The organism is Brevibacterium linens, from assembly GCF_003999335.1.
Taxonomy (GTDB): domain Bacteria; phylum Actinomycetota; class Actinomycetes; order Actinomycetales; family Brevibacteriaceae; genus Brevibacterium; species Brevibacterium linens.
Genome location: NZ_CP026734.1, coordinates 166,738 through 189,741, shown reverse-complemented (window position 1 = coordinate 189,741; position 23,004 = coordinate 166,738). Strand labels below are relative to the sequence as shown.

General features: G+C 66.8%; 19 protein-coding genes and 1 pseudogene. 7 read left to right on the top strand and 13 right to left on the bottom strand.

The features are described 5' to 3' along the window. Positions 1-43 precede the first annotated feature (43 nt). From CXR29_RS17815 to CXR29_RS00825, 7 genes are all read right to left on the bottom strand, one after another. On the bottom strand, positions 44-178 hold the full coding sequence (locus tag CXR29_RS17815; protein ID WP_257904173.1) for a hypothetical protein: 135 nt from the start codon (positions 176-178) through the stop codon (positions 44-46). Beyond that, on the bottom strand, positions 175-1,098 hold the full coding sequence (locus tag CXR29_RS00850; protein WP_206516242.1) for an SDR family NAD(P)-dependent oxidoreductase: 924 nt from the start codon (positions 1,096-1,098) through the stop codon (positions 175-177). Before CXR29_RS00850 ends, CXR29_RS17815 begins: the two co-directional genes overlap by 4 nt. Continuing rightward, positions 1,095-2,837 carry an AMP-binding protein gene (locus CXR29_RS00845; RefSeq protein WP_127363593.1) on the bottom strand — a complete coding sequence of 581 codons (1,743 nt, stop codon included), beginning with the start codon at positions 2,835-2,837 and terminating at the stop codon, positions 1,095-1,097. The genes CXR29_RS00850 and CXR29_RS00845 overlap by 4 nt, the downstream gene beginning before the upstream one ends. Then, positions 2,837-4,000, bottom strand: coding sequence for a thiolase domain-containing protein (locus tag CXR29_RS00840; protein ID WP_127363592.1), 1,164 nt, complete (start codon positions 3,998-4,000; stop codon positions 2,837-2,839). Before CXR29_RS00840 ends, CXR29_RS00845 begins: the two co-directional genes overlap by 1 nt. 237 nt (positions 4,001-4,237) lie before the next feature. Further along, positions 4,238-6,796 carry a GcvT family protein gene (locus tag CXR29_RS00835; RefSeq protein ID WP_127363591.1) on the bottom strand — a complete coding sequence of 853 codons (2,559 nt, stop codon included), beginning with the start codon at positions 6,794-6,796 and terminating at the stop codon, positions 4,238-4,240. A 69-nt stretch (positions 6,797-6,865) separates the two neighbouring features. Continuing rightward, entirely contained in the window at positions 6,866-8,323 is a 1,458-nt protein-coding gene (locus CXR29_RS00830) for a flavin reductase family protein (RefSeq protein WP_127365214.1), read from the bottom strand. Positions 8,324-8,376: 53 nt separating this feature from the next. Then, entirely contained in the window at positions 8,377-9,597 is a 1,221-nt protein-coding gene (locus CXR29_RS00825; protein ID WP_241241652.1) for an aromatic ring-hydroxylating oxygenase subunit alpha, read from the bottom strand. 262 nt (positions 9,598-9,859) lie between these two features. Between CXR29_RS00825 and CXR29_RS00820 the strand changes: the two genes are divergently transcribed. Further along, the gene (locus CXR29_RS00820) at positions 9,860-10,792 is read left to right on the top strand and encodes a LysR family transcriptional regulator (protein ID WP_101596307.1); all 933 of its coding nucleotides are present in this window, start codon (positions 9,860-9,862) and stop codon (positions 10,790-10,792) included. 187 nt (positions 10,793-10,979) lie between these two features. Next, positions 10,980-12,202: pseudogene (gene fdhA / locus CXR29_RS00815) on the top strand (formaldehyde dehydrogenase, glutathione-independent). A gap of 135 nt (positions 12,203-12,337) precedes the next feature. On the opposite strand, the gene CXR29_RS00810 reads toward fdhA, so the two are convergent. Then, positions 12,338-13,534 (bottom strand): M20 metallopeptidase family protein, encoded by a 1,197-nt coding sequence (locus CXR29_RS00810; protein WP_127363589.1) that lies wholly within the window; start codon positions 13,532-13,534, stop codon positions 12,338-12,340. A gap of 182 nt (positions 13,535-13,716) precedes the next feature. Continuing rightward, on the bottom strand, positions 13,717-14,073 hold the full coding sequence (locus tag CXR29_RS00805) for a VOC family protein (RefSeq protein ID WP_127363588.1): 357 nt from the start codon (positions 14,071-14,073) through the stop codon (positions 13,717-13,719). Positions 14,074-14,321: 248 nt separating this feature from the next. On the opposite strand from CXR29_RS00805, the gene CXR29_RS00800 reads away from it, so the two are divergent. The 5 genes from CXR29_RS00800 to CXR29_RS00785 all read left to right on the top strand — a co-directional run bounded on the left by CXR29_RS00800 (position 14,322) and on the right by CXR29_RS00785 (position 19,247). After that, complete coding sequence (locus CXR29_RS00800) at positions 14,322-15,104, top strand: SurA N-terminal domain-containing protein (protein ID WP_241241531.1); 783 nt, start codon at positions 14,322-14,324, stop codon at positions 15,102-15,104. Positions 15,105-15,308: 204 nt separating this feature from the next. Beyond that, complete coding sequence (locus CXR29_RS00795; protein WP_127363587.1) at positions 15,309-16,679, top strand: L-lactate MFS transporter; 1,371 nt, start codon at positions 15,309-15,311, stop codon at positions 16,677-16,679. A gap of 15 nt (positions 16,680-16,694) precedes the next feature. Further along, complete coding sequence (locus tag CXR29_RS17210) at positions 16,695-16,865, top strand: hypothetical protein (RefSeq protein WP_164742739.1); 171 nt, start codon at positions 16,695-16,697, stop codon at positions 16,863-16,865. A 180-nt stretch (positions 16,866-17,045) separates the two neighbouring features. Further along, positions 17,046-18,428, top strand: a complete 1,383-nt coding sequence (locus tag CXR29_RS00790) for a S1C family serine protease (protein WP_164742738.1) — start codon at positions 17,046-17,048, stop codon at positions 18,426-18,428. Between the two features lie 45 nt (positions 18,429-18,473). Then, complete coding sequence (locus tag CXR29_RS00785; protein WP_127363585.1) at positions 18,474-19,247, top strand: TVP38/TMEM64 family protein; 774 nt, start codon at positions 18,474-18,476, stop codon at positions 19,245-19,247. 18 nt (positions 19,248-19,265) lie between these two features. Here the strand turns inward: CXR29_RS00785 and CXR29_RS00780 are convergent, their stop codons facing one another. Genes CXR29_RS00780 through CXR29_RS00765 form a run of 4 tightly spaced genes read right to left on the bottom strand, consistent with a single transcriptional unit; the run spans position 19,266 to position 22,942 of the window. Next, on the bottom strand, positions 19,266-20,042 hold the full coding sequence (locus tag CXR29_RS00780; RefSeq protein ID WP_127363584.1) for an enoyl-CoA hydratase/isomerase family protein: 777 nt from the start codon (positions 20,040-20,042) through the stop codon (positions 19,266-19,268). Between the two features lie 34 nt (positions 20,043-20,076). Next, positions 20,077-20,946: a 3-hydroxyacyl-CoA dehydrogenase family protein gene (locus CXR29_RS00775; protein WP_101555871.1), complete on the bottom strand. Its 870-nt coding sequence runs from the start codon at positions 20,944-20,946 to the stop codon at positions 20,077-20,079. After that, the gene (locus CXR29_RS00770) at positions 20,943-21,782 is read right to left on the bottom strand and encodes an enoyl-CoA hydratase/isomerase family protein (protein ID WP_240812229.1); all 840 of its coding nucleotides are present in this window, start codon (positions 21,780-21,782) and stop codon (positions 20,943-20,945) included. The genes CXR29_RS00775 and CXR29_RS00770 overlap by 4 nt, the downstream gene beginning before the upstream one ends. Continuing rightward, positions 21,779-22,942: a thiolase family protein gene (locus CXR29_RS00765; protein ID WP_127363583.1), complete on the bottom strand. Its 1,164-nt coding sequence runs from the start codon at positions 22,940-22,942 to the stop codon at positions 21,779-21,781. The genes CXR29_RS00770 and CXR29_RS00765 overlap by 4 nt, the downstream gene beginning before the upstream one ends. Between the last annotated feature and the right edge of the window lie 62 nt (positions 22,943-23,004).

Here is a 23,004-nt window from a genome sequence, read left to right as displayed (position 1 = left end):
CTCCTTGATTTCCGTTATCTCACTGTCGTTGAGTTCGGCGGGGTCAGGCCCCGACCGCGGTGACGGTGGATTCCCTCGCCGAGGCGGCCGTTCCATTCACACTCGAGTTCCCCGCCGTGTTCGCCGGGTTCTCCGTCACCGAGTCGGCCCGAACCGTGCACACGTCCGTGAGCGTCATCGTTTCGGCATCCCCGCGTAGTGGGTCAGTCCCCCGTCGACGGGGATGAGCGTGGAGTTGATGTAGGTCGATTCGCGTGATGCGAGGAACACCGCGAGGTCGGCGACGTCCTCGGGTCGGCCCATCGTCCCGGTCGGGGATTGGGCGTGACGGGCGGCGAGCATCTCCTCGACCGAGTCGTAGTGACCCGAGATCGAGCGGTGGATGAGCGGGGTCTCGATGAGGCCCGGGGCGATCGAGTTCGCGCGGATGCCTTCGGAGGCATACTGCGCGCCGACGACCTTCGTCAGCTCGATGAGCCCGGCCTTCGAGGCCGCATACGCCGGATAGTCATAGCCCATATACCGCATCCCGCCGACCGAGGACACCGTGATGATCGACCCGTGCCCGGCCGTGCGCATATGCGGCAGGGCATGCTTGATCGCCGAGAACGCCCCGGTGAGGTTGATGTCGAGGACACGGCGGAAGCCGTCGGTGGCGAGGTCGTCGACTCCTCCGTTGACGACGATTCCGACGTTGTAATGGAGCACGGTCGGACCGCCGAGACGGTCGGCGCAATGGGCGAACGCCGCCGCCAGCGAGTCCTCGTCGCCGACATCGGCGACGACCGTGGTCAGTTGGGAGCCGAGATCAACCTGGGCATCGAAAGCGGCCCCACCGAGGTGGCACCGCCCGGTGGTGTCCGCCCCGTTCGAGTCGGCCCGGGCGGCCGCCTCGGCGAGGGCCCGGGTCGCTTCGTCAAGCGCACCTGGGTCACGGTCGACGATGCAGACCTTCGCCCCCTCGCGAAGGAATCCGATAGCCGCAGCGAAGCCGTTGTTCACCTCCCCGTCCGGAGTGCCGCAGCCGATGGCCATGATCGTCGTGCCGACTAACCTACCTGCCGGCCCTGACACGGCTGCCGTGTCTGTTGTGCTCATCGTGCGCTGCCTCGTCCCTGTGAGTATTCGGCCTTGAGTTCCTTGCGCGCGAGTTTGCCGTAGGCGGTCACCGGCATGGTCTCGACGACATGGATCTCCTTGGGCACCTTGTACGCGGCGAGCCCCGATTTGCACAGCGCGGTCAGCCGCTCGGACAAGTCGGCGACGCTGCTCGAATTCGCGGCATCGCCCCGGTCGCCGCCACCGACACCACCATCGGCACCGGCCGGCACCGTCGCGCGTTCGATGACGGCCACGCCGATCTCGCCCCACTGCGCATCGGGCACGCCGACGACGACGGCCTGGGCCACCTCGGTGTCGGTGAGGAGGAGTTCCTCGATCTCGCGGGGGTAGACGTTCGATCCGCCGGAGATGTACATATCGGATTTGCGGCCGGTGAGGAACAGGTATCCGCGGTCGTCGAGGTAGCCGACGTCGCCGGTGTGGAAGAGTCCGCCGGCGAAGGATTCGGCGTTGGCATCGGGGCGACCGAGGTAGCCGGCGCACACGGTCGGTCCGGCCACGCAGACCTCGCCCTGGACACCGGCGGGCAGCTGCGTGCCGGTCTCGTCGACGATGGCGATCTCGACTCCGGTGCGGGCGCGGCCGCAGGTGCCGATGCCGGCGTCGTCGACAGGGATGACTCCGTGGTCCTCGGGCCGGAGGATCGTGATCGCACCAGTCACCTCGGCGAGGCCGAAGTACTGGACGAGGCAGGGTCCGAGCCGCTCGAGCGCCCGGGCCTGGTCGGTCGCGAGCATCGGGGCACCGGCGTAGATGACGCGCTCGAGGGTGTGGTCCTCGGGTCCGCGGCCGTCGGGAAAGCCGGCGACGATGCGGTTGAGGATGGTCGGGACGGTGAAGGCGTTCGTGATCCCGTAGGCATCGATGGCCGGCCACAGGGACTCCACGCTGGGCTTGCCACCGGGATGGATGACCGACGGGGTGCCGCCGAAGACCTGCCCGAGCATATGGATGCCCGCCCCGTGCGACAGCGGCGCGAGCACGAGGGAGGCTCCCGTCTCGTCCTCGTTGGGAAAGAGGTCGCAGCGGTGGTTCATGAGCACCGCGCCGAGGTGGCGGTGCGTGAACGTCGCGGCCTTGGGTCGGCCGGTCGATCCGGAGGTGAAGAAGTACCAGCAGGGGTCGTCCTCGTCGACTGCCGAGTCGACGGCTTCGGCATCACTCACCTCCGCCGAGAGCACACCTTCACGCCGAGACGACTCTTCGTAAAGGATGCTGTCGACGTCAAGTCGTGCGCTCGGCGAGGTGCCGCCGGTAGGCAGTTCTCCGATCCAGAGGACGGGGCCGGTGAAGCCCGTGTCCTTCAGTGCCGTGACGAAGTCGGAGTGGGCGCGGTCGGCGATGACGGCCGCAGGGGCCACCTCGGCGCTGATGCCGAGCAGCTCCTCGGTCGACAGGGCTGCGTTCGGTGGGGCGATCACCCCGCCGGAGCGCAGAATCCCCCAGAACGACTGGATCACCTCGGCGTGGTTGGCCGAGACGAGGAGGACGGTGTCGCGACGATCCACGCCACCGGCTTGGAGGGCGGCGGCGAGCGCCTCGGCGCGGGCGTCGAGTTCGGCCCAGGTCCACCGCTGCCCGTTATCGTCGTCGACGACGGCGAGGCGGTCGGGCAGACGCCGGGCGGTCTGGGTGAGGAAGTGGGAGACGTTGACCCCGCGCCGAGGTGTGGGAGTGAAGTCCTTGGCCGGGGAGGTCTGGGAGACGGCGCGCATCAGCGGACGCGCTCGAGGATCGAGGCGAAGTTCGACACGGCGGCACCGCCCATGTTGAAGACTCCGGCGAGTTCCGGGGACTCGATCTGGATGCCGGGCGACCGACCGGTCAGCTGAGCGGCGGCCAGGGCGTGCATGGACACACCGGTCGCGCCGATGGGGTGGCCCTTGGCCTTGAGTCCGCCGGAGGGATTGACGGGCAGGCGACCGCCGATCCCGGTGGTGCCCTCGTCGAGCAGGGTGTGGCCCTGACCGGGGGCGGCGAGGCCGAAGGCTTCGTATTCGAGGAGTTCGGCGATGGTGAAGCAGTCGTGGGTCTCGAGGAAGTCGAGGTCGTCGATGCCGATGCCGGCGGCCGTGAGCGCCTGGTCCATGGCCGCGCGGGCGCCTGCCATCTCGAGCGGGTCGCGCTGGGACAGCGGCAGGACGTCGTTGGCGTTGCCCATGCCCCTCCACGTCACGGCCTGCGGCGCGGAGGCGGCGACATCCTCGGCGGCCAGGACCAGCGCCGCGGCTCCGTCGGAGACCATCGAGCAGTCGGTGCGGCGCAGGGGTTCGGCGACGTACGGGTTCTTCTCGCTCACGGTGTTGCAGAAGTCGAAGCCGAGGTCCTTCTGCATATGCGCCAGAGGATTCTGCGATCCGTTCGCGTGGTTCTTCGCGGCGATCCTCGCCAGTGTCTCCGAGTGGTCGCCATAGCGGGCGAAGTACTGGCGGGTGATCTCGCCGAAGACTCCGGCGAAGGATTTGAAGTGCTCTTCCTCTTCCCGGAAGCTGGCGCTGAGCAGCACTTCGTTGATGTCGTGGCCGGAGGCTTGAGTCATGCGTTCGGCACCGATGACCAGGGCCGTTGTGTGCCGGCCGGCGGCGATGGAGTCGTGGGCGGCGAAGATCGCGGCAGACCCCGTGGCGCAGGCGTTCTCGTGCCGGTGGGCGGGTGTGCGGGCGAGTTCGGGGAACACGGTGCCCGGCAGGGCGGCTTCGAAGCCTTGGCGGGAGAGTCCGTTGTTGAAGACGCCGACGTGGATGACGTCGATGTCGGCGGGTTCCAGTCCCGCCTCGGCGATGGCATCGCGGGCGACGTCGGCCATCATCTGGGGCAGCGGTGATTCGGACCGGCCGAACTTGCCGTGGGACCAGCCGATGATCGCAGGTGAGGACATGGACACTCCTTCGGGTACCGGGCTCTGCGGAACGAGCACTGTCCTCACATACTTTCCCGGTCCCATCAGCCGGTCAAAGAAAATCCACCATATGGAACATTGGTGTCGGCCTTCTCCACTCCACCACAGGCCCAGCCGCCGAAAAACGGGCGGAGCGTCGAGAAACGGGCGCGCACACCCGTTTCTCGACGCTCCATGCGTTTTTCGATGAACTTCGGCAGCGACTGCCGCCTCGGCTCATCCCTTGAGGCGCGTCATCTCCGGGTCGAAGAGCGGCTCGGCGGTGACTGTGGCCGGCAGGCGGCGCCCGAGGTATTCGATCTCCACGGCGTCACCGACCGACAGAGTGTTCGGCAGCCAGGCGTAGGCGATCGACTTCCCGATGGAGTATCCATACGCCGCCGAGGTGACGTAGCCATCGGCGGCACCTGAGCCGACCGATCCGTCCGACTTCGCCGAGGCGGCCCCGCCGTCCGCGACACCCGACCCGCCGACCACGTACACCGGTTCTTTGCCGAGCACGACATCAGAGGGCACGTCGAGGGTGAGGCAGGTCAGCTTCGTCGTCGCCTCAGCCGCCCTGGACTCGAGCGCGGCCTTGCCGATGAAATCGTCGTCCTTCGACGCCTTCACCGCGAATCCGAGGCCTGCCTGCACCGGTTCGTGTTCGCTGGTCATGTCGGTGCCGAAGGAGCGGAACCCCTTCTCCAGGCGCATCGAGTTGAAGGCTTCGCGGCCACCGGCGATGATTCCGAACTCCTCACCGGCCTCCCACAGCACGTCCCACAGTCGCGATCCCAGATCCGCGGAGGTGTAGATTTCCCAGCCGAGTTCGCCGACGTAGGACAGGCGCATCGCCGTGACCGGCACTCCCCCGAGCACCGCGGGCTTCGTACGGAAGTATTTGAGTCCGGCGTCGCTGAAGTCCTCATCGGTGACCTTGGCGATGACATCCCGGGCCAGCGGGCCCCAGAGACCAATACAGCAGGTGCCCGGAGTCGTCTCGCGCACGGTGCCCCACTTCGACGGGTCGGCGGCCGACTGATGCTTGGCCGCCCGCGAGATGGCCGCGAGGTCGATGTCCGAGTTCGCTCCCACCTGGTAGGTCTCCTCATCGAGGATCGCGACCGTGATGTCGCTCGTGATGCCTCCGGCCTCATCGAGCAGCAGCGTATAGCTGACCGCTCCCGGTTTGCGCAGCATCGACGAGGTGGTCATCCCGTGCAGCAGCTCGCCGGCACCGGGGCCGGTGACCTCGAAGCGTTTGAGCTGGGTCATGTCGAACATCGCCACCGAGGTGCGGGTCTTCCACGCTTCGGCTGCCGCGATGGGCGAGTGGAACTGATCCGCCCAGGAGTCGCGTTCCGGTGCCGCCCACTCGGACGGCATCTCCGACAGCAGTGCGGCGTTCGCGTCGAACCAGTGCGGCCGCTCCCAGCCGGAGGTTTCGAGGAAGGACGCACCGAGTTCCTCCTGTTGCCGCCGGAACGGGCTCGACCGCAGGTCACGCGGGGAGACTCGCGGCTGCAGCGGGTGGATGATGTCGTAGATCTCGACGAAGTTCTGCTGCGAGGTCTCGCTGACGTAGTCCGGAGTCGTCTGCACGTCCTCGAACCGGTTGAGATCGATGCCGGACAGGTCGGTCTTCGACCGGCCTTCGGCGATGAGCTCAGCCACGGCGCGGGCGATACCGGCGCCATGGGTCACCCACACCGCCTCGGCGACGAAGAACCCGTCGACCTGACGGGACTGTCCGACCAGCGACCCGCCGTCCGGGGTGAAGGAGAAGATGCCGTTGAACCCGCGCTGGATCTGCGTCTGTGCGAGTTCGGGCAGCAGAGTCTTCGTCGCCTCCCACTCGGGGGCGAAGTCGTCCGGGGTGAACTCGAGGCTCGAGGGCATCCGTTCGCTCGTGATCTCGTCCGGCGAGTAGGTCTGCAGGGTGTCGAGGTCGACGGGCATCGGGCGGTGGGCGTAGGAGCCGATGCCGATCCGCTCGCCCCATTCGCGGTAGTACAGGTCCTTGTCCTGGTAGCGCAGGATGGGGCGCTTCGCCCCGGCGGGCAGTTCGTTCGCACCCACCAAAGAGGGCACCTCGGTGGTCCAGGCGAACTGGTGGCCCAGCGGCAGCAGCGGAATCGGGGTGCCGACCATCTCACCGATCTTCGGTCCCCAGAACCCGGCGCAGGAGACGACGATATCGGCCGGTATCCGGTCATCGCCGCAGATCACAGCGCTGACCCGCCCGCCTGTCGTCTCGATGTCGGTCACGGTGGTCCGGTCGCGGAATTCGACTCCCGCGGCACGGGCACGTTCGATGACGAGCTGAGTTCCCTTCGCCGCCAATGCGAGGCCGTCACCCGGGGTGAGCAGACCGCCGTGGACCATGTCCCGGTTGAGCATGGGGAAGAGCTTCGCGCACTCGTCGGCGTCGATGACGTCGGCTTCGACGCCGTAGGAGCGGTTCCATCCGGCTCGACGGTGCAGGTCCTGCAGCCGATCCTCGGTGGTGGCGATCTCGAGGCCTCCGACGGGCAGGAACGATCCGCGCCCGTCGGCGTCCTTGAGCGAGGTGAGTTTCTCGATCGTGTACTGCGCGAACTCGGTCATCGACTTCGACCCGTTCGAGGAGAAGACGAGTCCCGGGGCGTGGGAGGTCGAGCCGCCCGGGATGGTCAGCGGGCCCTGTTCGATGACGAGGGTGTTGGTCCAGCCCAGCTGCGCAAGTTCGTCGGCGAGGTTGGCGCCGACGATGCCGGCTCCGATGATGACGACTCGTGGTGATGTCTTCGGCACTGAGTACTCCTTGTTGTTGACGGTGGTAGAGGCTGATGTCGCAGCCGATGTCCGACAGGTGCTCGTGATTCAGGCGTCGATGACGAGGTCGGTCTTCGCCGTCGAGCAGCACGGCAGGAACTTGCCCGCGTCGATCTCCCTGGCGCGGATTCCGCCCAGATGATTCATCTCGACGTCCCCGTCGAGCTTGACGACCTTGCAGGATCCGCACATGCCCTCCTGACAGTTCGCGGGGATTTTCACCCCCGCCTTCCGCGCGGCCAGCAGGACCGTTTCGTCCTCCCCGACGCAGACGTTGAGGCCGGTGCGCACGAACGACATCGTGTGCTCACCCTCACCCACAGTAGGCAGTGCGGCCGGGTCGACGACCTCCGTTTCGTCATCGTCGGACGATCCCGTCGCCGAGGCGGCCGTCCCGCTCCCGGCCGAACCCGCAGACCCAGCGTCGGACGCGGACCCGGGACCCGCCTCGGCGAGGTTGTCGTCGGTGACGCCGACGACCTCGATCTCGACCTCGTCCTCGACGGGCACGACCGCCTCTGCGTCGACCGCTTCGGTCGGTGCGCCGACGGCCTCGACGGGACCATCGGCGTCGTACTCGGGTTCGTACAGATCCAGAGCGGCGGGCTGAGACTCGAAGTACTCCTCGGTCGTCGCCGCGATCTCCTCGGCGATCTCGCCGGCGATGGCGACTTCTTCGGCGTATTCGGCGCGGATCTCGCGGTCGCCGGAGAAGAACTCCATGAACACCGAGGTGTCGTCGACGCCGACGCTGCGCAGCAGTTCGGTCGCGGAATTGAGGTAGCCCTCCGGGCCGCAGGCGAAGACCTGCCGACCGTTGGCATCGGGGACTAGCTCCTCGAGCAGCTCCTGCGACAGCCGACCCGTTCGCCCCGTCCACTCCTCACCGCACTCGCGATCGCCGAGGCAGTAAATGACCTTGATCCTGAAGTCCGCCTTGGCGAGGAAGTCGAGCTCATCGGAGAAGGCGAAGGAGTCGGGGGCCGAACCGTGGTAGAGGAGGACGACGTCGGCCTGCCCGGGCAGGGCATGGACGGTCCGGATCATCGACATCAGCGGGGTGATCCCGGCCCCGGCCGCGAGCAGCAGGAAACGAGCCCGCCGGTCATAGTCGGCCAAGTGGAAGGCCCCGACCGGGCCGAGCATGTCGAGGGTCGTTCCGGGTCGGATGTTCTCGTGTGCCCACGGAGACACCCGACCCTTCTCGTCGCATTTGATCGTGATCGAGAACGTCCACGGTTCGGTCGGAGCCGACGAGATCGAATAGCTGCGGGAGGCCGGTTCGGCATGCGGTCCGTCGATGGGGAAGTCGATGTTGATGTACTGCCCGGAGCGGAACGCCAGGGGCGCACCGTCCATGCGACGGAAGACGAAGACCATCATGCCACCCGCCTCGGGGATGGTCTCCACACATTCGGCGGTGAACTCCTGCGGGTGCCAGGGGCCCAGCGCGGTGGCGGCCCCGGCCGGGCCCGCGGTACTCGACAGCACCCGGTTCCACGGCATCTCCAGGCCCCGGACCCGCTGGGCGAGCGGTGTCGCCGGCGCAGCGGAGGACCTCACCCGATGTGCTCCCGCATCCGAGTCACGTACCAGTTGATGAAGGCCTCGACCTGGTACTCGCTCTTCATGTATGGGCCCTGCTCGTAGAACGGGCTCGCCGCTCCCTGCTGGCAGAGTTCGACGAAGGCCTTGTCCTGCAGGTTCGTCTGCTTCCACGTGTGGGTGAGCGTCTCGAGGTCGTAGTCGACGCCTTCGACGGCGTCATCGGCAACGAGCCAGGTGGTGCGCACGAGCGTTTTGGAGGCACTGATCGGGAACGCCGCGAAGGTGATGACATGATCGCCGAGGAGGTGGAACCAGGAGTTCGGCTGCAGATGCATCGAGCACCGTCCGAGCCGGAAGTCGGGCAGGTCGCCGAGCAGCTTCTTCGACAGCCGACGCCCGTCTGCGGAGAAGGACTCCCCCGCCCCGTCGAGCGATTCGCGGGAGATGCGGATCCCGCCGACGCGCGTGTCGAGCTCTTCGACGACCTCATAGGGCAGGCCGTAGCGGCGGCAGCGGTATTCGAGGGAGGCCTGCGCCTGCTGGTTGCGCTCCCACACGTCCTCGAGATGGGCAGGGATCGTCTCGTCGGTCAGGCCCCAGGTCGGGAACAGCGAGCAGGCCAGCTCCGGATGGCCGTCGCAGTGGTAGCACTCGCGGTTGTTCTCCATCACGAGCTTCCAGTTGCCCTCTTCGACGATGTTCTGCTGAAAGGCGACCTTCGTCTTCGCCAGCTCGTGCGGGGCGACATAGGGTTCGAAGATCTTCGCGGTCTCGTGGAAGTCCGTCGGCGGTTCCTCGGCCAGGCAGATGAACACGAGCCCGGCGGCGATCTTGCCGTGCGCGCGCTTGAGCGCGTAGCAGGACTTGTCGAACGTCATCTCGCCCGGCGCCGAGGCGTGGATGAGGTCGCCCTCGGGAGAGTACGTCCACGAGTGGTAGCCGCAGACGAGGTTGCCCGTCGTTCCCTGCGGATCGGTGAGGACTCGTGCCCCGCGGTGCCGGCAGACGTTGTGGAGGACGTTGAGGCCGCCGTCGTCGCCTCGCAGGACGATGAGGGAGTACGGACCGTAGTCGAGCGTGACATAGTCACCCGGCTCGGGGATCTCGGCGACGCTGCACGCGAAGACCCAATGCTGACCGAAGATGGCCTGCATGTCGAGGTTGAACAGGTTCGGGTCCGTGTAGAACGGTGCCTCGAGCGAGAAGCCGGTCCGACGGGTGTCGAGTCTGATGCGGGTCTCGTCGAGTTTCTCCTCGGTGAAGCCGGCAGGGAAGCCCTTCTTCGTCGGTGCCAGGTTGGTAGCGGTCAATTCTCATCTCCCTTGATGTCTGCCTGCAGCGGCCCACCGGTGGAACGGGCGAATTCCTCGGCAGAGACCGCGGAGACCGTGTGCTGCCGGAACGATCTCGACAGTCACACTAGCGAGGAACACCCTGCAGAAAAAGAGCGAGATCTCGTTACATATTCTGCGGATTCACTGCATAATTGTGCGCATGATCGATCCGCGCCTGACGACGCTGCGCACCTTCGCCGCCTGCGGCACCGTCGCCGCCACCGCCGAGCTCACCGGCTACTCGCCTTCAGCGGTCTCCGGCCAGCTCAGAGACCTGCAGCAGTCCTTGGGCATGACGCTTCTCGTCAAGGACGGACGCGGCCTGCGACTGACCTCGACGGGGCGCTATCTCGTTCGCCGCTCCGACGAGCTGACCGCCGCGTGGGAGGACATCCGCGCCGGTGCGCTCGGAGCCGGCGACCAGGCACCGACGCATTTCGGCATCGGCGGCTTCTCCACCGCCTCGTCGAATCTGCTGGCGCCGCTGGCCGCCAAGCTGCGCACGACTCGTCCCGGGATCAGCGTCCACGTCATCGAAGCGAGTCCTACTCGCTGCTTCGAACTTCTCATCGCCGAGCGCATCGACCTCGCCGTCATCGTCTCGATGCAGGGCAATGTCCAGGTCGAGGAGGATGATCGGTTCGAAAGCATCGACCTCCTCGACGACCCGCTCGACGTCATGGTGCCCGCCGACCATCCGATCGCCGACCGCGAATCGGTGACCTTGGGCGAGTTGGCCGGCGAGGAGTGGATCACCGCAGGACCGGGCTCGCCCTACCACGCCCTCTTCGTGGCCGCGTTCACCGCGGCCGGGGTCACACCGACCGTGGCCCATGAGTCCGTCGAATGGGAGACTTCGGCAGCGCTCGTCGGAGCCGGGGTCGGAGTCAGCCTGCTGCCCAGGCTGGCCAGCCTCGCCGGGGAGGCCAACGTCCGCCGCGTCCGACTGACGGGAACCGGCCGCCTGAGCAGGAAGATCATCGCCGCAGTGCGGGCCGGAAGCCGCCGGTCTCCCCTGGTCAGAGAGTCGATGCAGCACCTGCGCACGATGTCCCAGTACATCCTCTCGACGCGCCTGCGCGAGGATTCCTGACGCGTGTTTCGCTGGCTGCGGCGACGAATGCAAAGCGCTTGATATTTCTTCCAGCGGGGGCTTGACAGAGTCCGTCGCGGGCGGCGAGACTGCAGTCACGTCTGATGAAAGACTGATATGTCAGCGCAGTCTCTCGACTCGCTCACATGCCCAACTCCCCCGCACACGCATTCATGGAGGCTCGACGATGAGCAATAAGGCAATCAGCTATGCAGGCCCCGGGAAGGTCGAGGTCGTCGACACCGAGTACCCCGAATTCGTCCTCAAGGACGGGCCTGGAGTCAACCCCGCCAATATCGGCCGCAAGGTCGATCACGGCGTCATCCTCAAGACAGTGGCCACGAACATCTGCGGCTCCGACCAGCACATGGTCCGGGGCCGTACGACTGCCCCGGAGGGCCTCGTGCTCGGCCACGAGATCACCGGTGAGGTCGTCGAGGTCGGACGGGACGTCGAATTCGTCAAGGTCGGCGACCTCGTCTCGGTGCCGTTCAACATCTCGTGCGGCCGCTGCCGCAACTGCAAGGAGAGCAAGACCGGCATCTGCCTCAACGTCAATCCGGACCGCCCGGGTTCGGCGTACGGCTACGTCGACATGGGCGGCTGGGTCGGCGGGCAGGCCGAGTATGTGCTCGTACCCTATGCCGACTGGAACGTCCTGAAGTTCCCGGACAAGGATCAGGCGATGGAGAAGATCCTCGACCTCACGATGCTCTCGGATATCTTCCCCACCGGGTTCCACGGTGCCGTCAGCGCCGGCGTCGGTGTCGGTGTCGGCTCGACGGTCTACGTCGCCGGTGCGGGCCCGGTCGGAATCGCCGCGGCCACCTCGGCGCTGCTGCTCGGTGCCGCTGCTCGGTGCCGCCTGTGTCATCGTCGGCGACCTCAACGAGGATCGCCTGGCCCAGGCCCGCGGATTCGGCTGCGTGACGGTCGATGTGTCGAAAGGCGACCCGAAGGATCAGATCGCGCAGATCCTCGGCGAACCCGAGGTCGACTGCGGCATCGACGCCGTCGGCTTCGAAGCTCGCGGACACGGCAACACGAGGCGCCGGCGACGGTGCTCAATTCGCTCATGGACATCACCCGGGCCGGAGGCAGCCCGGCATTCCCGGCCTCTACGTCACCGGCGATCCGGGGGCTCCCGACGAGGCGGCCAAGGAAGGGTCGCTGTCGATGCGCTTCGGCCTCGGCTTCGCGAAGTCGCATGTGTTCGTCACCGGCCAGTGCCCGGTGATGAAGTACAACCGGGGACTGATGCAGGCGATCCTCCACGACAAGGTCTCGATCGCGAAGAACGTCAATGCGACACCGATCCGCCTCGAGGACGCCCCACAGGGCTATGCCGACTTCGACTCGGGTGTGGCGAAGAAGTTCGTCCTCGACCCCCACGGCCTCATCTCCGCCTGAGGCTCGTTCCACGGGCTGTTCTGCGAACAGTGGTCGCAATCGGATAGTGCGAGCCGAAATTCAGGTCGTAACCGGATACTCAGGAGGCCCTGAAAGTATCCGGTTACGACCTATTCTTGCGACCACAGCCGGCCATCAGCCCCGCTCCTCATCTTCCAGCCGCGCAAACGCCAGGTGGGCGAGCGCCGCAGCCTGATCGCCGAGCAGACCGTCGTCGAAGACCACCCTGGGCGAATGGTTCGTCTCGGCGTCCGGGTCGATGCCTTCGGGCGTCGCGCCGAGGAAGACGAATGTGCCCGGCACCTTCTGAAGCACAAAGGAGAAGTCCTCCGACCCCATCCGCGGATGCTCCATCTCGACGACCCGCTCGGCCCCGAAGACCGAGCCCAACCGCTCGAGCACGTTCGCCGACTCATCCGGGTTGTTCACGGTCACGGGGAATCCCACCTGGAAGTCGACCTCGGCGGTGCACCGGTGCGCCCGGGCGATGTTCTCACCGATCTCGGTCACCCGCTCCTGCAGCAGTGCCAGAGACTCGGCGGAGAGGAAGCGGATGGAGGCGGTGAGCTTCGCCGAGTCCGGAATGACGTTGCTGGCCTGCGCGGCTTCGAGCTGCGTGACCGAGACGACGACAGGGTCGAAGATGTCGAAGGACCTGCCGGTCATCGTATTCAGGGCCAGCACCACCTCGGCGAGCGCCGGCACGGGGTCGCGGGTCGCCTGCGGTTGGCTGCTGTGTCCGCCGGCCCCGTGGATGGTCAGGGTGAGATCGGCGAACCCGGCCATGAGCGGCCCGCCCTTCGTCGTGAAGCGACCTCGAACGTCGGCTTCGACGTGGATGCCGTAGGCCGCGACGACCGGGACATCGGCGGCTTCGAGCACCCCCTCGGCGATCATCGGCTCGGCCCCGCCTTCGACCTCCTCGGCGGGCTGGAACATGAAGATGATCGATCCGGGGAGCTCCTCCCGGTGAGCGGCGAGCAAGCGTGCGGCGCCGACAAGCCCCGCCGTGTGCAGGTCGTGTCCGCACGCGTGCATGTTCCCGTTCTCAGAGGCGAAGTCGAGGCCGGTGTCCTCGACGACCGGCAGCGCGTCCATATCCCCGCGCAGCAGCACCGCGGGACCGGGCTTCCCGCCCTTGAGGACGGCCACCACCGAGGTGAGCGACTCCCCCGTGGTGATCTCAAGTCCCAGCCCGGCGAGCTCATCGAGCACCGTCTGCTGCGTCAAGGGAAGGTCGAACCCGAGTTCGGGGTTCGCGTGCAGCTTCCGTCGCAGGGCAATGAGATCGAGGTGGCCCTGAGCTTCGGTGCGGAAATCTGGGGTGGTCATGGGGCTCCTCATCGTATGGGTGGCGTGCGGTTCGGTTCGACCGGTTCCGGTCGGCTGCTGTTACCAATCTATGCCCTCCGGTGGTCGACGCACCCTTGTTGCCGGTCTCGTCGATGAGTATCGGATGTTCACCTATCCGGTGTGGCAGGGTCGCGGACACCCTGGACCGAACTGACCAATCCTCACGCCGTGCCGAACATGACCTTCCGACCGTCGGGGTCCTCGACCGTGACGACGACGTCGTCGACGGCCACAAGCGGGGTGCCCGCGTGTCTGATCCGCGTCAGGAACTCCGCCTGATCCGGAATCCGGAAGTACAGGTGCGTGAGATTCGACTCGGCGAGGGGCGGGAACGCATAGTCAGCGAAGGCCTCGGCCGAATGCAGAGCCAACTGCACTCCCCCGGCCTCGACGACGAAGTACGAGTACTCCTCATCGCCCTCGGTCGTCAGCGCCAGTCCCGCGATCTCGCGATAGAAGGCGGCGGTCGCCTCGGCGTCGGTGCAGGTGAGGAACACCCCGCGAAACGTCGATTCCATAGCCAACTCCCTTCGCCGCGGAAAGCACGGACCGTGCTCCGTGCCATTCCGGTAGCCGAAGTGTACCCGCCGAGGCGGCCTGCCGTCAGCGCCCGATCGACGAGTCCGAGACGAACAGAAAGCATCAGGAACCTCCCCGAGCCCAACCACCGCAACCACCCTTGCCAAGTGACGCACATACTCCACACATTCGTCGGGGAGTCGGCCCTGTTAGCCTGGCAGGCTGAAACCGATGAGCAGGAGTGAATGTGCGAACGAACCGGTGGCTGCTGGGCCTGGCCATGTCCGTTTCCGTGGTGGCGTTGGCCGCCTGCGGAAGTCAGGATGACGAAGCATCGCCGAAGGACTCCTCGGCCGCAGCCGAACAGTCGCCCGGCGCCGACTCCGCCCAGGACCAACAGGGCCAGCAGGGCAAACCGAACACGAAGGACATCCCCGAGGTGGTCGCCGAGGTCAACGGCAAGACGATCACGAAGGACGAGTTCGTCCCCCTCTTCGAAACCCAGTACCAGCAGATGCAGATGCAGGCCCAGCAGTCCGGCCAGCCGGTCGATGAGACGGGCCTGAAGAAGCAGACCGCTGAGAACCTCGTGAGCACCGAGGTGCTCGTCCAGGAAGCCGACAAGCGCAAGATCGACGTCACGGACAAGGACATCGACAAGGGGCTCAAGGAGTCCGCGAAATCGGGGCAGATGAGCGAGAAGGACTTCCTCAAGGCCATGAAGGACCAGGGCATGGATGAGAAGAAGGTCCGCTCGGAGCTTGCCAACCAGCTGAAGATCGAAGGCCTCATCGAGGACGAATACGGTGAGTTCGAAGTCACCGGCGAAGAGATCGGCCAGGCCTACGAACAGGCGAAGACCCAGCAGGAGCAGATGGCTGCGCAGGGCGGACAACAGCAGGAGATGCCGCCTATCGAGGACATGCGCCCCCAGCTCAAGAAGCAGGTCAAGCAGCAGAAGTCCCAGGAGGCGACTCAGAAGTACGCGAAGAAGCTGCGCAAGCAGGCCGACGTCACGATCCACCTCTGAGGCCCGAACGCCACGGATTCCATCCCATTTGGCAAGAAACTGCCGCCTTTTCTCAAGAAAAAGCCGAGCGTTCCTCGCATTTTCCTTGTGTGGAACTTACTCTGAGGTGGACTCTCCGGTCGGTCAAGCGACCGCCGGCCGCACGTTCCGTCCGCTGACCGGTGTCGACGGTGACACGAGTTTCATTCACGAAAAGGACTTCCCGTGGCTTCCATTCTCACACGCTCGGCGATCGTCGCGCCGAAGAACTTCAACCGGTGGCTGATCCCACCGGCCGCTCTGGCCATCCACCTGTGCATCGGCCAGGTCTACGCATTCAGCGTCTTCAAGATTCCGTTCATGACCCACTTCGACACCGGTGAGGTCTCGATCGGCTGGATCTTCTCGATCGCAATCCTCATGCTCGGCATCTCCTCGGCCGTCTTCGGCCCCTGGGTGGAGAAGAACGGCCCTCGCGCCTCGATGGTCGCTGCCGGAACCTGTTGGGTCGTCGGCTTCTTCATCGCCTCATTGGGCATCGTGGCCGGTCAGCTGTGGTTGGTCTACCTCGGTTACGGAGTCATCGGCGGAATCGGTCTGGGCATCGGCTACATCTCCCCGGTCTCGACGCTGATGAAATGGTTCCCGGACCGTCCGGGCCTGGCAACAGGGCTGGCCATCATGGGCTTCGGCGGCGGTGCCCTCATCGCCAGCCCGATGTCGAACCAGCTCATGGCACTCTACGGCGGCGGTGCCGAACCGGAGCACCTCGTCGCCGGACTGACCCCGACCTTCGTCACCCTCGGCATCGTCTACACCGTGGTCATCGCCGCCGGCGCCTTCGTCATCCGCGTCCCCCACCCCGAGTGGACCCCGAAGGGCTTCGACCCGTCGAAGGTGGAGGCCAAGCCGATGCAGACGAAGGGCAACGTCTCTGTCCGCAACGCCATTCGCACTCCGCAGTTCTGGCTGCTGTGGAGCGTCCTGTTCCTCAATGTCACCGCGGGCATCGGCATTCTCGAGAACGCCGCCCCGATGATCCAGTCCTATTTCGGCATCACCGCCGCCGCGGCAGCCGGCTTCGTCGGTCTGCTCTCGATCGGCAACATGGGCGGACGATTCATCTGGTCGACGACGTCGGACTACCTCGGCCGGAAGAACAACTACATGATGTACCTCGGCGTCGGAGCGATCCTCTACCTCCTCGTCGCGCTCTTCGGCGGCGATTCGCTCATCCTCTTCGTGCTGGCCACACTGGTCATCATCTCCTTCTACGGCGGCGGATTCGCCACCGTGCCCGCCTACCTCAAGGACCTCTTCGGCGTCTACCAGGTCGGAGCCATCCACGGCGCCCTGCTCACCGCCTGGTCGGCCGCCGGTGTGGCCGGTCCGCTCATCGTCAACTCCGTCGTCGAGGCCGGCGAGGCGGCAGGGAAGGAAGGCCCCGCCCTCTACACTCCGGGCATGTTCATCATGGTCGGCGCGCTGGTCGTCGGCTTCATCGCCAATGCGCTCGTCCGCCCGGTCAGCGAGAAGTACTTCGAACGCGAAGAGGACGTCGCCGCCAAGCAGGCCGCCGCCCTCGAAGAGAACTGAAGGAAGGGTCAGATCATGAACGATTCCACCCCCGTCGCCCACGTCCCCGACTCCGGTCCACCGCAGTCCCCCGTCGGCGGTGCCTACCGGGCCGTCGGATCCGTCCTCACCGTCGTCGTGGTCGGCGGCCTCCTCTGGGGCCTGTCCCTGACCGTGGTCAAGGCCGTCGCGATCTTCACCGGCTGACCCCCTCGCCGAGGCGGCCCCGACGCAGCCGCGAACCCGCCGTTGTCATCGCGGGCCCACAGAATCGAAGCCTTGCCTCAGCCGCGCCACAGCCCAGCCACAGCGTGCGGGTGCTGAATAGGAGTCATCAGGAACTCCTCCTCAGCACAGAAAGGCACGACCATGAACGAGTCGAGGCGCATGAGGTCAGCACAGACGGCGACCGGCGCTGGGCACAACGGTGAGAACACAATCGGCACCGAGACGACGGCGACAGCCGCCACCCGATCCCGTCCCCGCAGGCGTCGACTCGCCATGGCCGTCACCGGAGCCGCCGCGGCCCTGGCGCTGAGCATCGGATCCGCAGCCGGCCTGTCGGCCGCTGCCGCCGGCCATGCCCGCACGGTCGCGGCCGGGACCACCCAGTCGGCCATCCCCTTCATCGGGCAGCCGACCGACCCCAGCCAGGGAGGCAGCAGCGGCCAGGGAGGCAGCCAGGGCGGATACTCCGGAGGCACCACGCCGGGCGGCGGCTCGCAGTCGCCTGACACCGGGCAGGGCGGTGACGGTTCGTCCCAGCAGGAGGCCAGTCCGGCGGGTGCGAAGGAGTCGACCGGCGTCGTCCTCATCGATACCCAGCTCGGCTATGAGAACGCCGAGACGGCCGGCACCGGCATCGTACTGAGCAAGGACGGTCTGGTGCTGAAGAACAACCACGTCATCGCCGATTCGACGAAGATCTCCGTCACCGTCGCCACGACCGGCAAGACCTACGAGGCTTCCGTCGTCGGTTCGGATTCGACGAAGGACGTGGCCGTGCTCAAGCTCAAGGACGCCTCGGACCTGCAGACGGCGACGATCGACGACGACTCCGTCTCGGTCGGCGACGACGTCACCGCCGTCGGCAACTCCGAGGGCGGCGGAGTGCTGCAGGCCGCCGACGGATCGGTCACCGACCTCGGCGCTTCGGTCACCACCACCGCACAGGGCTCCAAAGACTCGGAGACTCTGGGAGACATGATCGAAGTCCAGGCCGATATCGTCTCCGGGGATTCCGGCGGTGCGCTGCTCGATGACGAAGGCGAGGTCGTCGGCATGAACACCGCTGCTTCCTCCGGCAGTGCCGTGGTCACCGGCTACGCCATTCCCATCGAGTCGGCGCTGACGACCGCCGAATCGATCATCAACGGACAGCAGACAGCCACGAACACGCTCGGCTATCCGGCGTTCCTCGGCATCGGAGTCCAGCAGGATTCGCAGAGCGGACAGTCGGGCCAGTCAGGTCAGGGCAGCCAGTCGATCCAGCCGGGAGACGGCAGCTCGAACGGCCAGTCGAACTCATCGTCGCAGACCGCAGGTGCCGTCGTTGCGGGAGTCTACGAGGACACTCCGGCCGCCGAGGCGGGACTGACCGCCGGCGACACGATCACGAAGATCGGCTCGACCCAGGTCACCGACGGCAACTCGTTGTCCGAGGCCATCGCCGAGCACAAGCCCGGAGACACCGTGTCCGTGACGTGGACAGGCACCGACGGTCAGACCCACACCGCCGAGGTGACCCTGACCGAGGGTCCCGCGGCCTGACGCGGAGATTGCCCGACCGCCGCGAGCGAGACGTAAGATCGGGCCATGCCCGGACACGAAGACGCCTCGCCCTTAGAGCGGTCGCCCCGCCCCCGGCTGGGCCGGGGGCGCCTCGACTGGCCGACGATCCTGCGCAATATCGCCCTCGCTCTCGCCCTGCTGGCAGGAGTGTGGGCGGTCTTCAACGTCCGCCTGCCTTCGGTCGATGTGCTGCAGAACGACATCGCGGCAGCCGGATTCTGGGGCTTCGCCGTCTTCATCCTCATCTACATGGGCGTCGCCGCCACACCGATTCCCGTGACGATCATGGCCACTGCCGGCGGCCTGATCTTCGGGGTCGGCTTCGGCACCCTGCTGTCGATGATCGGCGTCGTCGCGGGCTGTTGGATCGGGTACTGGATCGCTCGGGCGCTCGGCCGGGACACCGTGCTGCGGCTGCTCGGCTCCCATGCCGAGACGATCGAATCCAAGCTCACCGGCGGCGGCTTATACGCAGTGTGCGCCCTGCGCCTCTTGCCAGGGCTCCCGTATTGGCCGGTCAACTACGGCAGCGGGGCACTGGGCATCGACAACCGCACGTTCCTCTTCGCTACCGCTGTGTCGTCGCTGCCCGGTCAGCTCTCCCTCGTCGCCGTCGGGGCGTTCATCGGAGATCCCGGCGTCCTCACCGGGACAGTGGTGGGCATCTCATGGGCGCTGGTCATCGTCCTCACGCTCATCACACTCAAACGCTGGCGGTCGGCGAGCCATGCAGAAGACCACCCGAGCGACCACACCACGGACGACCGTCCTGACGCATCACCGGCCCAGGAGTCCTGACTCGACGCTGCCCGAACCTCATTCGAAGTTCGGCTTCCGCCTCTCCTGGAAGGCCCTGAACCCTTCGGCATAGTCCGGGGTCTGCCGCGCCGATTCCTGCAGGGCCGCCTCTTGGGCCAGCACCTCGGCGAGGTTCGGACGTTCGTCGGCGAGCTTCTGCACGAAGCCCTTCTCCATGGCGAAGGCCTCGGCCGGTCCGGTGACGATCTTCTCCAGCTTCGATTCGACGAAGTCGGTCAGTTCCGCGGCTGGGACCGCACGGGAGACGATCCCGGTGGCGGCCGCCTCGGCGCCGGTCATGAAGTCTCCGGTGATGATGAGGTCCATGGTCCGGTGGTAGCCGACCCGGTCGAGGAACACATGGTGGGCACCGGAATCGAGCATCGCACCGATCGCGGCGAACGGGGATCCGAACTTCGCGTCCTCGGCGGCGACGATGATGTCGGCGGCCGCGGCCACTCCGTACCCGAGCCCGAGTGCCGCCCCCTGGACCTGCGCGATCACGGGGATCGGCAGCGCCCGGATCGCCTGGAAGACGGGGGCGAAGATCTCGGCGAGGAAGGCGTGGGCATCGTCGGTCTCGACGTCGACGTTCGCGATGTCACGGCCGGAGCAGAAGACCTTGCCCTCCCCGCGGATGACGAGCGCGCGGACGTTCGGGACCGCCTCGGCGACCTTGGCCACGGCGGCGGCGATATCGCGCAGGTTGTCCGCGTCGAGGGCGTTGCGGGACTCGGGTCCGTCGAGGACGATCTCGGCGATCGGGCCGCGGTTCTTCAGCTGGATCTCGGTCATGGATGCTCCTTTGCGTGTCCGTGTTGCGGGGATGTCACCAGGTGTAGAAACCCTGCCCGGACTTGCGGCCGAGTTCGCCGGCGGCGACCTTGTCCGTCAGTATCTGCGGGGGTGTGAAACGCTCGCCGATCTCTTCGGCGAGGTGCTCGGCGATGCCGAGGCGCACATCGAGGCCGACGATGTCCGTCGTCCTCAGCGGCCCGGCCGGATGCCGGTAGCCCAGAGTCATCGCCCGGTCGATGTCTTCGGCACTGGCGACGCCGTCTTCGACCATCCGCATCGCCTCCAGAGCGAGAGCCACGCCGAGGCGGGAGGAGGCAAATCCGGGCGAGTCCTTCACCGTGATCGCCGTCTTCCCCAGTCCCGTCACCCAGTCCTTGGCGACGTCGACGAGCGTCGGTTCGGTGTGGGTGCCGACGACGACCTCGACGAGTTCGGACACGGGCACCGGGTTGAAGAAGTGCAGTCCGATGAGCGCCTGCGGACGCGGCAGGGCCGCGGCGAGCTCGTCGATCGACAGCGCCGAGGTGTTCGTCCCGATGCTCGCGGCGGGAGCGTGCTTCGCGATGGTCGCGAGCACCTCCTGTTTGAGTTCGACGATCTCGGGCACGGCTTCGACGACGAGGAGGGCCTCGTCGAGCAGGGTCGGGTCGCGGTCGACGATGACGGTTCCGGGCACCTCGATGCCTTTGGACGCCGACTTACTCGTAGATGCGTCGATGCGCTGCCTGGCGGCGGCCACAGTGTCGTCGGTGTTCTCGATGACGATGACGCGGGCTCCGGCGGTGGCGAAGGCATGCGCGATTCCCGCCCCCATCCGACCGCCGCCGAAGACGCCGACGACGTCGGGGACGCGGGCGGTGGTACCGGCTGCCTCGGTGGGGGTGATTGTGGTGTCGCTCATGTGTTGTCGCCTTCCTTCGCCGCCTGTTCGGCGGCCTTCTTCGCCTTCTTGGCCTCGCGTTTGGACAGGAACGCGTCCATGCGGGCGAACTTCTCGTCGGTTTCGAACAGGACCGCCTGGGCCACATTGTCGATGAGGGGATGGGCCTCTCTCGGGGCGTGGAACGCCGACTTGCTCAGGCGCACGGCCAGGGGTGCGAAGCTCGCAATCCGATCGGCCAGCGCCTGACCGGCGAGTTCGAGGTCCTCGGGGTCGACGACGTCGCCCAGCAGACCGATGGCCTTGGCTTCATCGGCCTGCAGGGTCCGTCCGGCCAGCAGGATCTCCTTGGCGCGGGGTTCGCCGACGAGTTCGCGCAGGCGCCACGCGGCTCCGGCTGCGGCGAGGATGCCCAGACCGGTCTCCGGGTTGCCGATCTTCGTCGACGGGGTGCCGATGCGGAAGTCCGCGGCGAAGGCGAGCTCGGCTCCGCCGCCCAGCGCGAATCCGTCGATCAGCGCGATGACCGGCATCGGCAGCTCCTGGATGCGGGAGAAGATCTTCGAGTTGATCCCGGCCAGGGCATCATCGCGGCGACGATTGCGCAGCTGCGAGATGTCGGCCCCGGCGGCGAAGATGCCGGAGGTGCCGGTGAGGATCGCAACCTTCGGTTCGGCCTCGAGTTCAGCACACACGGCGTGGAGGGCATCGACCATCGACTGGTCGATGGCGTTGCGGACCTCGGGTCGGTTGAGCCGGATGATCGTCCGGTCGGGGTGGCGTTCGATGAGCAGCGGGGAGGCGGAATCGTTCACGCCGGTGCCGCCGTTCACGCCGCCGGTGCCGCCGGCACTCACACGCGCTCCAGCAGCAGCGCCGAACCCTGGCCGACGCCCACGCACATGGTCGCCAGGCCCTTCGTCGCCCCGGCCTGCTCCAGACGGTTGAGCAGGGTCAGGGTGATGCGGGTCCCGGAGCAGCCCAGCGGGTGGCCCAGAGCGATCGCTCCGCCGAATCCGTTGACGGTCTCCGGGTCGAGCCCGAGGTCGCCCATGCACGCCAGTGACTGGGAGGCGAAGGCCTCATTGAGTTCGACGGCCTCGAGGTCATCAACGCTCCAGCCGGTGCGTTCGAGCACCTTGCGGGTCGCGGGGACGGGGCCGATGCCCATGATCTCCGGGGACACACCGGCATTGGCTCCGGCGACGACCCGGGCGCGCGGGCTCAGTCCGTGCTTGTTCGCATAGTCCTCGGATACGAGCACGACGACGGCGGCACCGTCATTGAGCGATGAGGAGTTCCCGGCGGTGATGACCCCGCCGGGTCCGTGGATGGGACGCAGCTTGCCGAGCTTCTCCAGCGTCGAATCGCGTGGTCCCTCATCGGCGGTGACCTCGCCGACGGGCAGGATCTCACGCTCGAAGCTGCCGACCTTCTGCGCGGCCAGCGCCTTCTGATGCGACTGGAAGGCGAATTCGTCGAGGGCCTCGCGGCTCAGCTGCCACTTCTCGGCGACGCGTTCGGCCGTCTGCGGCATCGACAGGGTCACGTCCTCACCGAAGGCGGGGTTCGTGAACCGCCAGCCGATGGAGGTGTCCCAGGTCCGGCCCGGCTTCGACCACGCACGCGAGGGCTTCTCGCTCACCCACGGGGCGCGGGTCATCGATTCGACACCGCCGGCCACGACCACATCGGCGTCTCCGGCGGCGATCATCGCCCGGGCCGTCGTGATCGCGGTCATCCCCGAGGCGCACAGACGGTTGACGGTGAACCCGGGCACGGATTCGGGCAGCCCGGCCAGCAGCACGGCCATGCGGGCGATGTTCCGGTTGTCCTCACCGGCCTGGTTCGCCGAGCCGAGGATGACCTCGTCGATATCGGTCGGGTCGATGCCCGCCCGCTCGACGACGGTCTTCATCGTGGTCGCCACGAGGTCGTCGGGCCGCTGGTCGGCCAGTGCACCCCCGTAGCGTCCGATGGGGGTGCGCAGTCCGTCCAGAATGAATGCCTCGGGCATGGGTCTCCTCGCTGACGAGTTCGGGTAGGTGACATGGTACGGGCTGGCGCCCGTTGATGAGC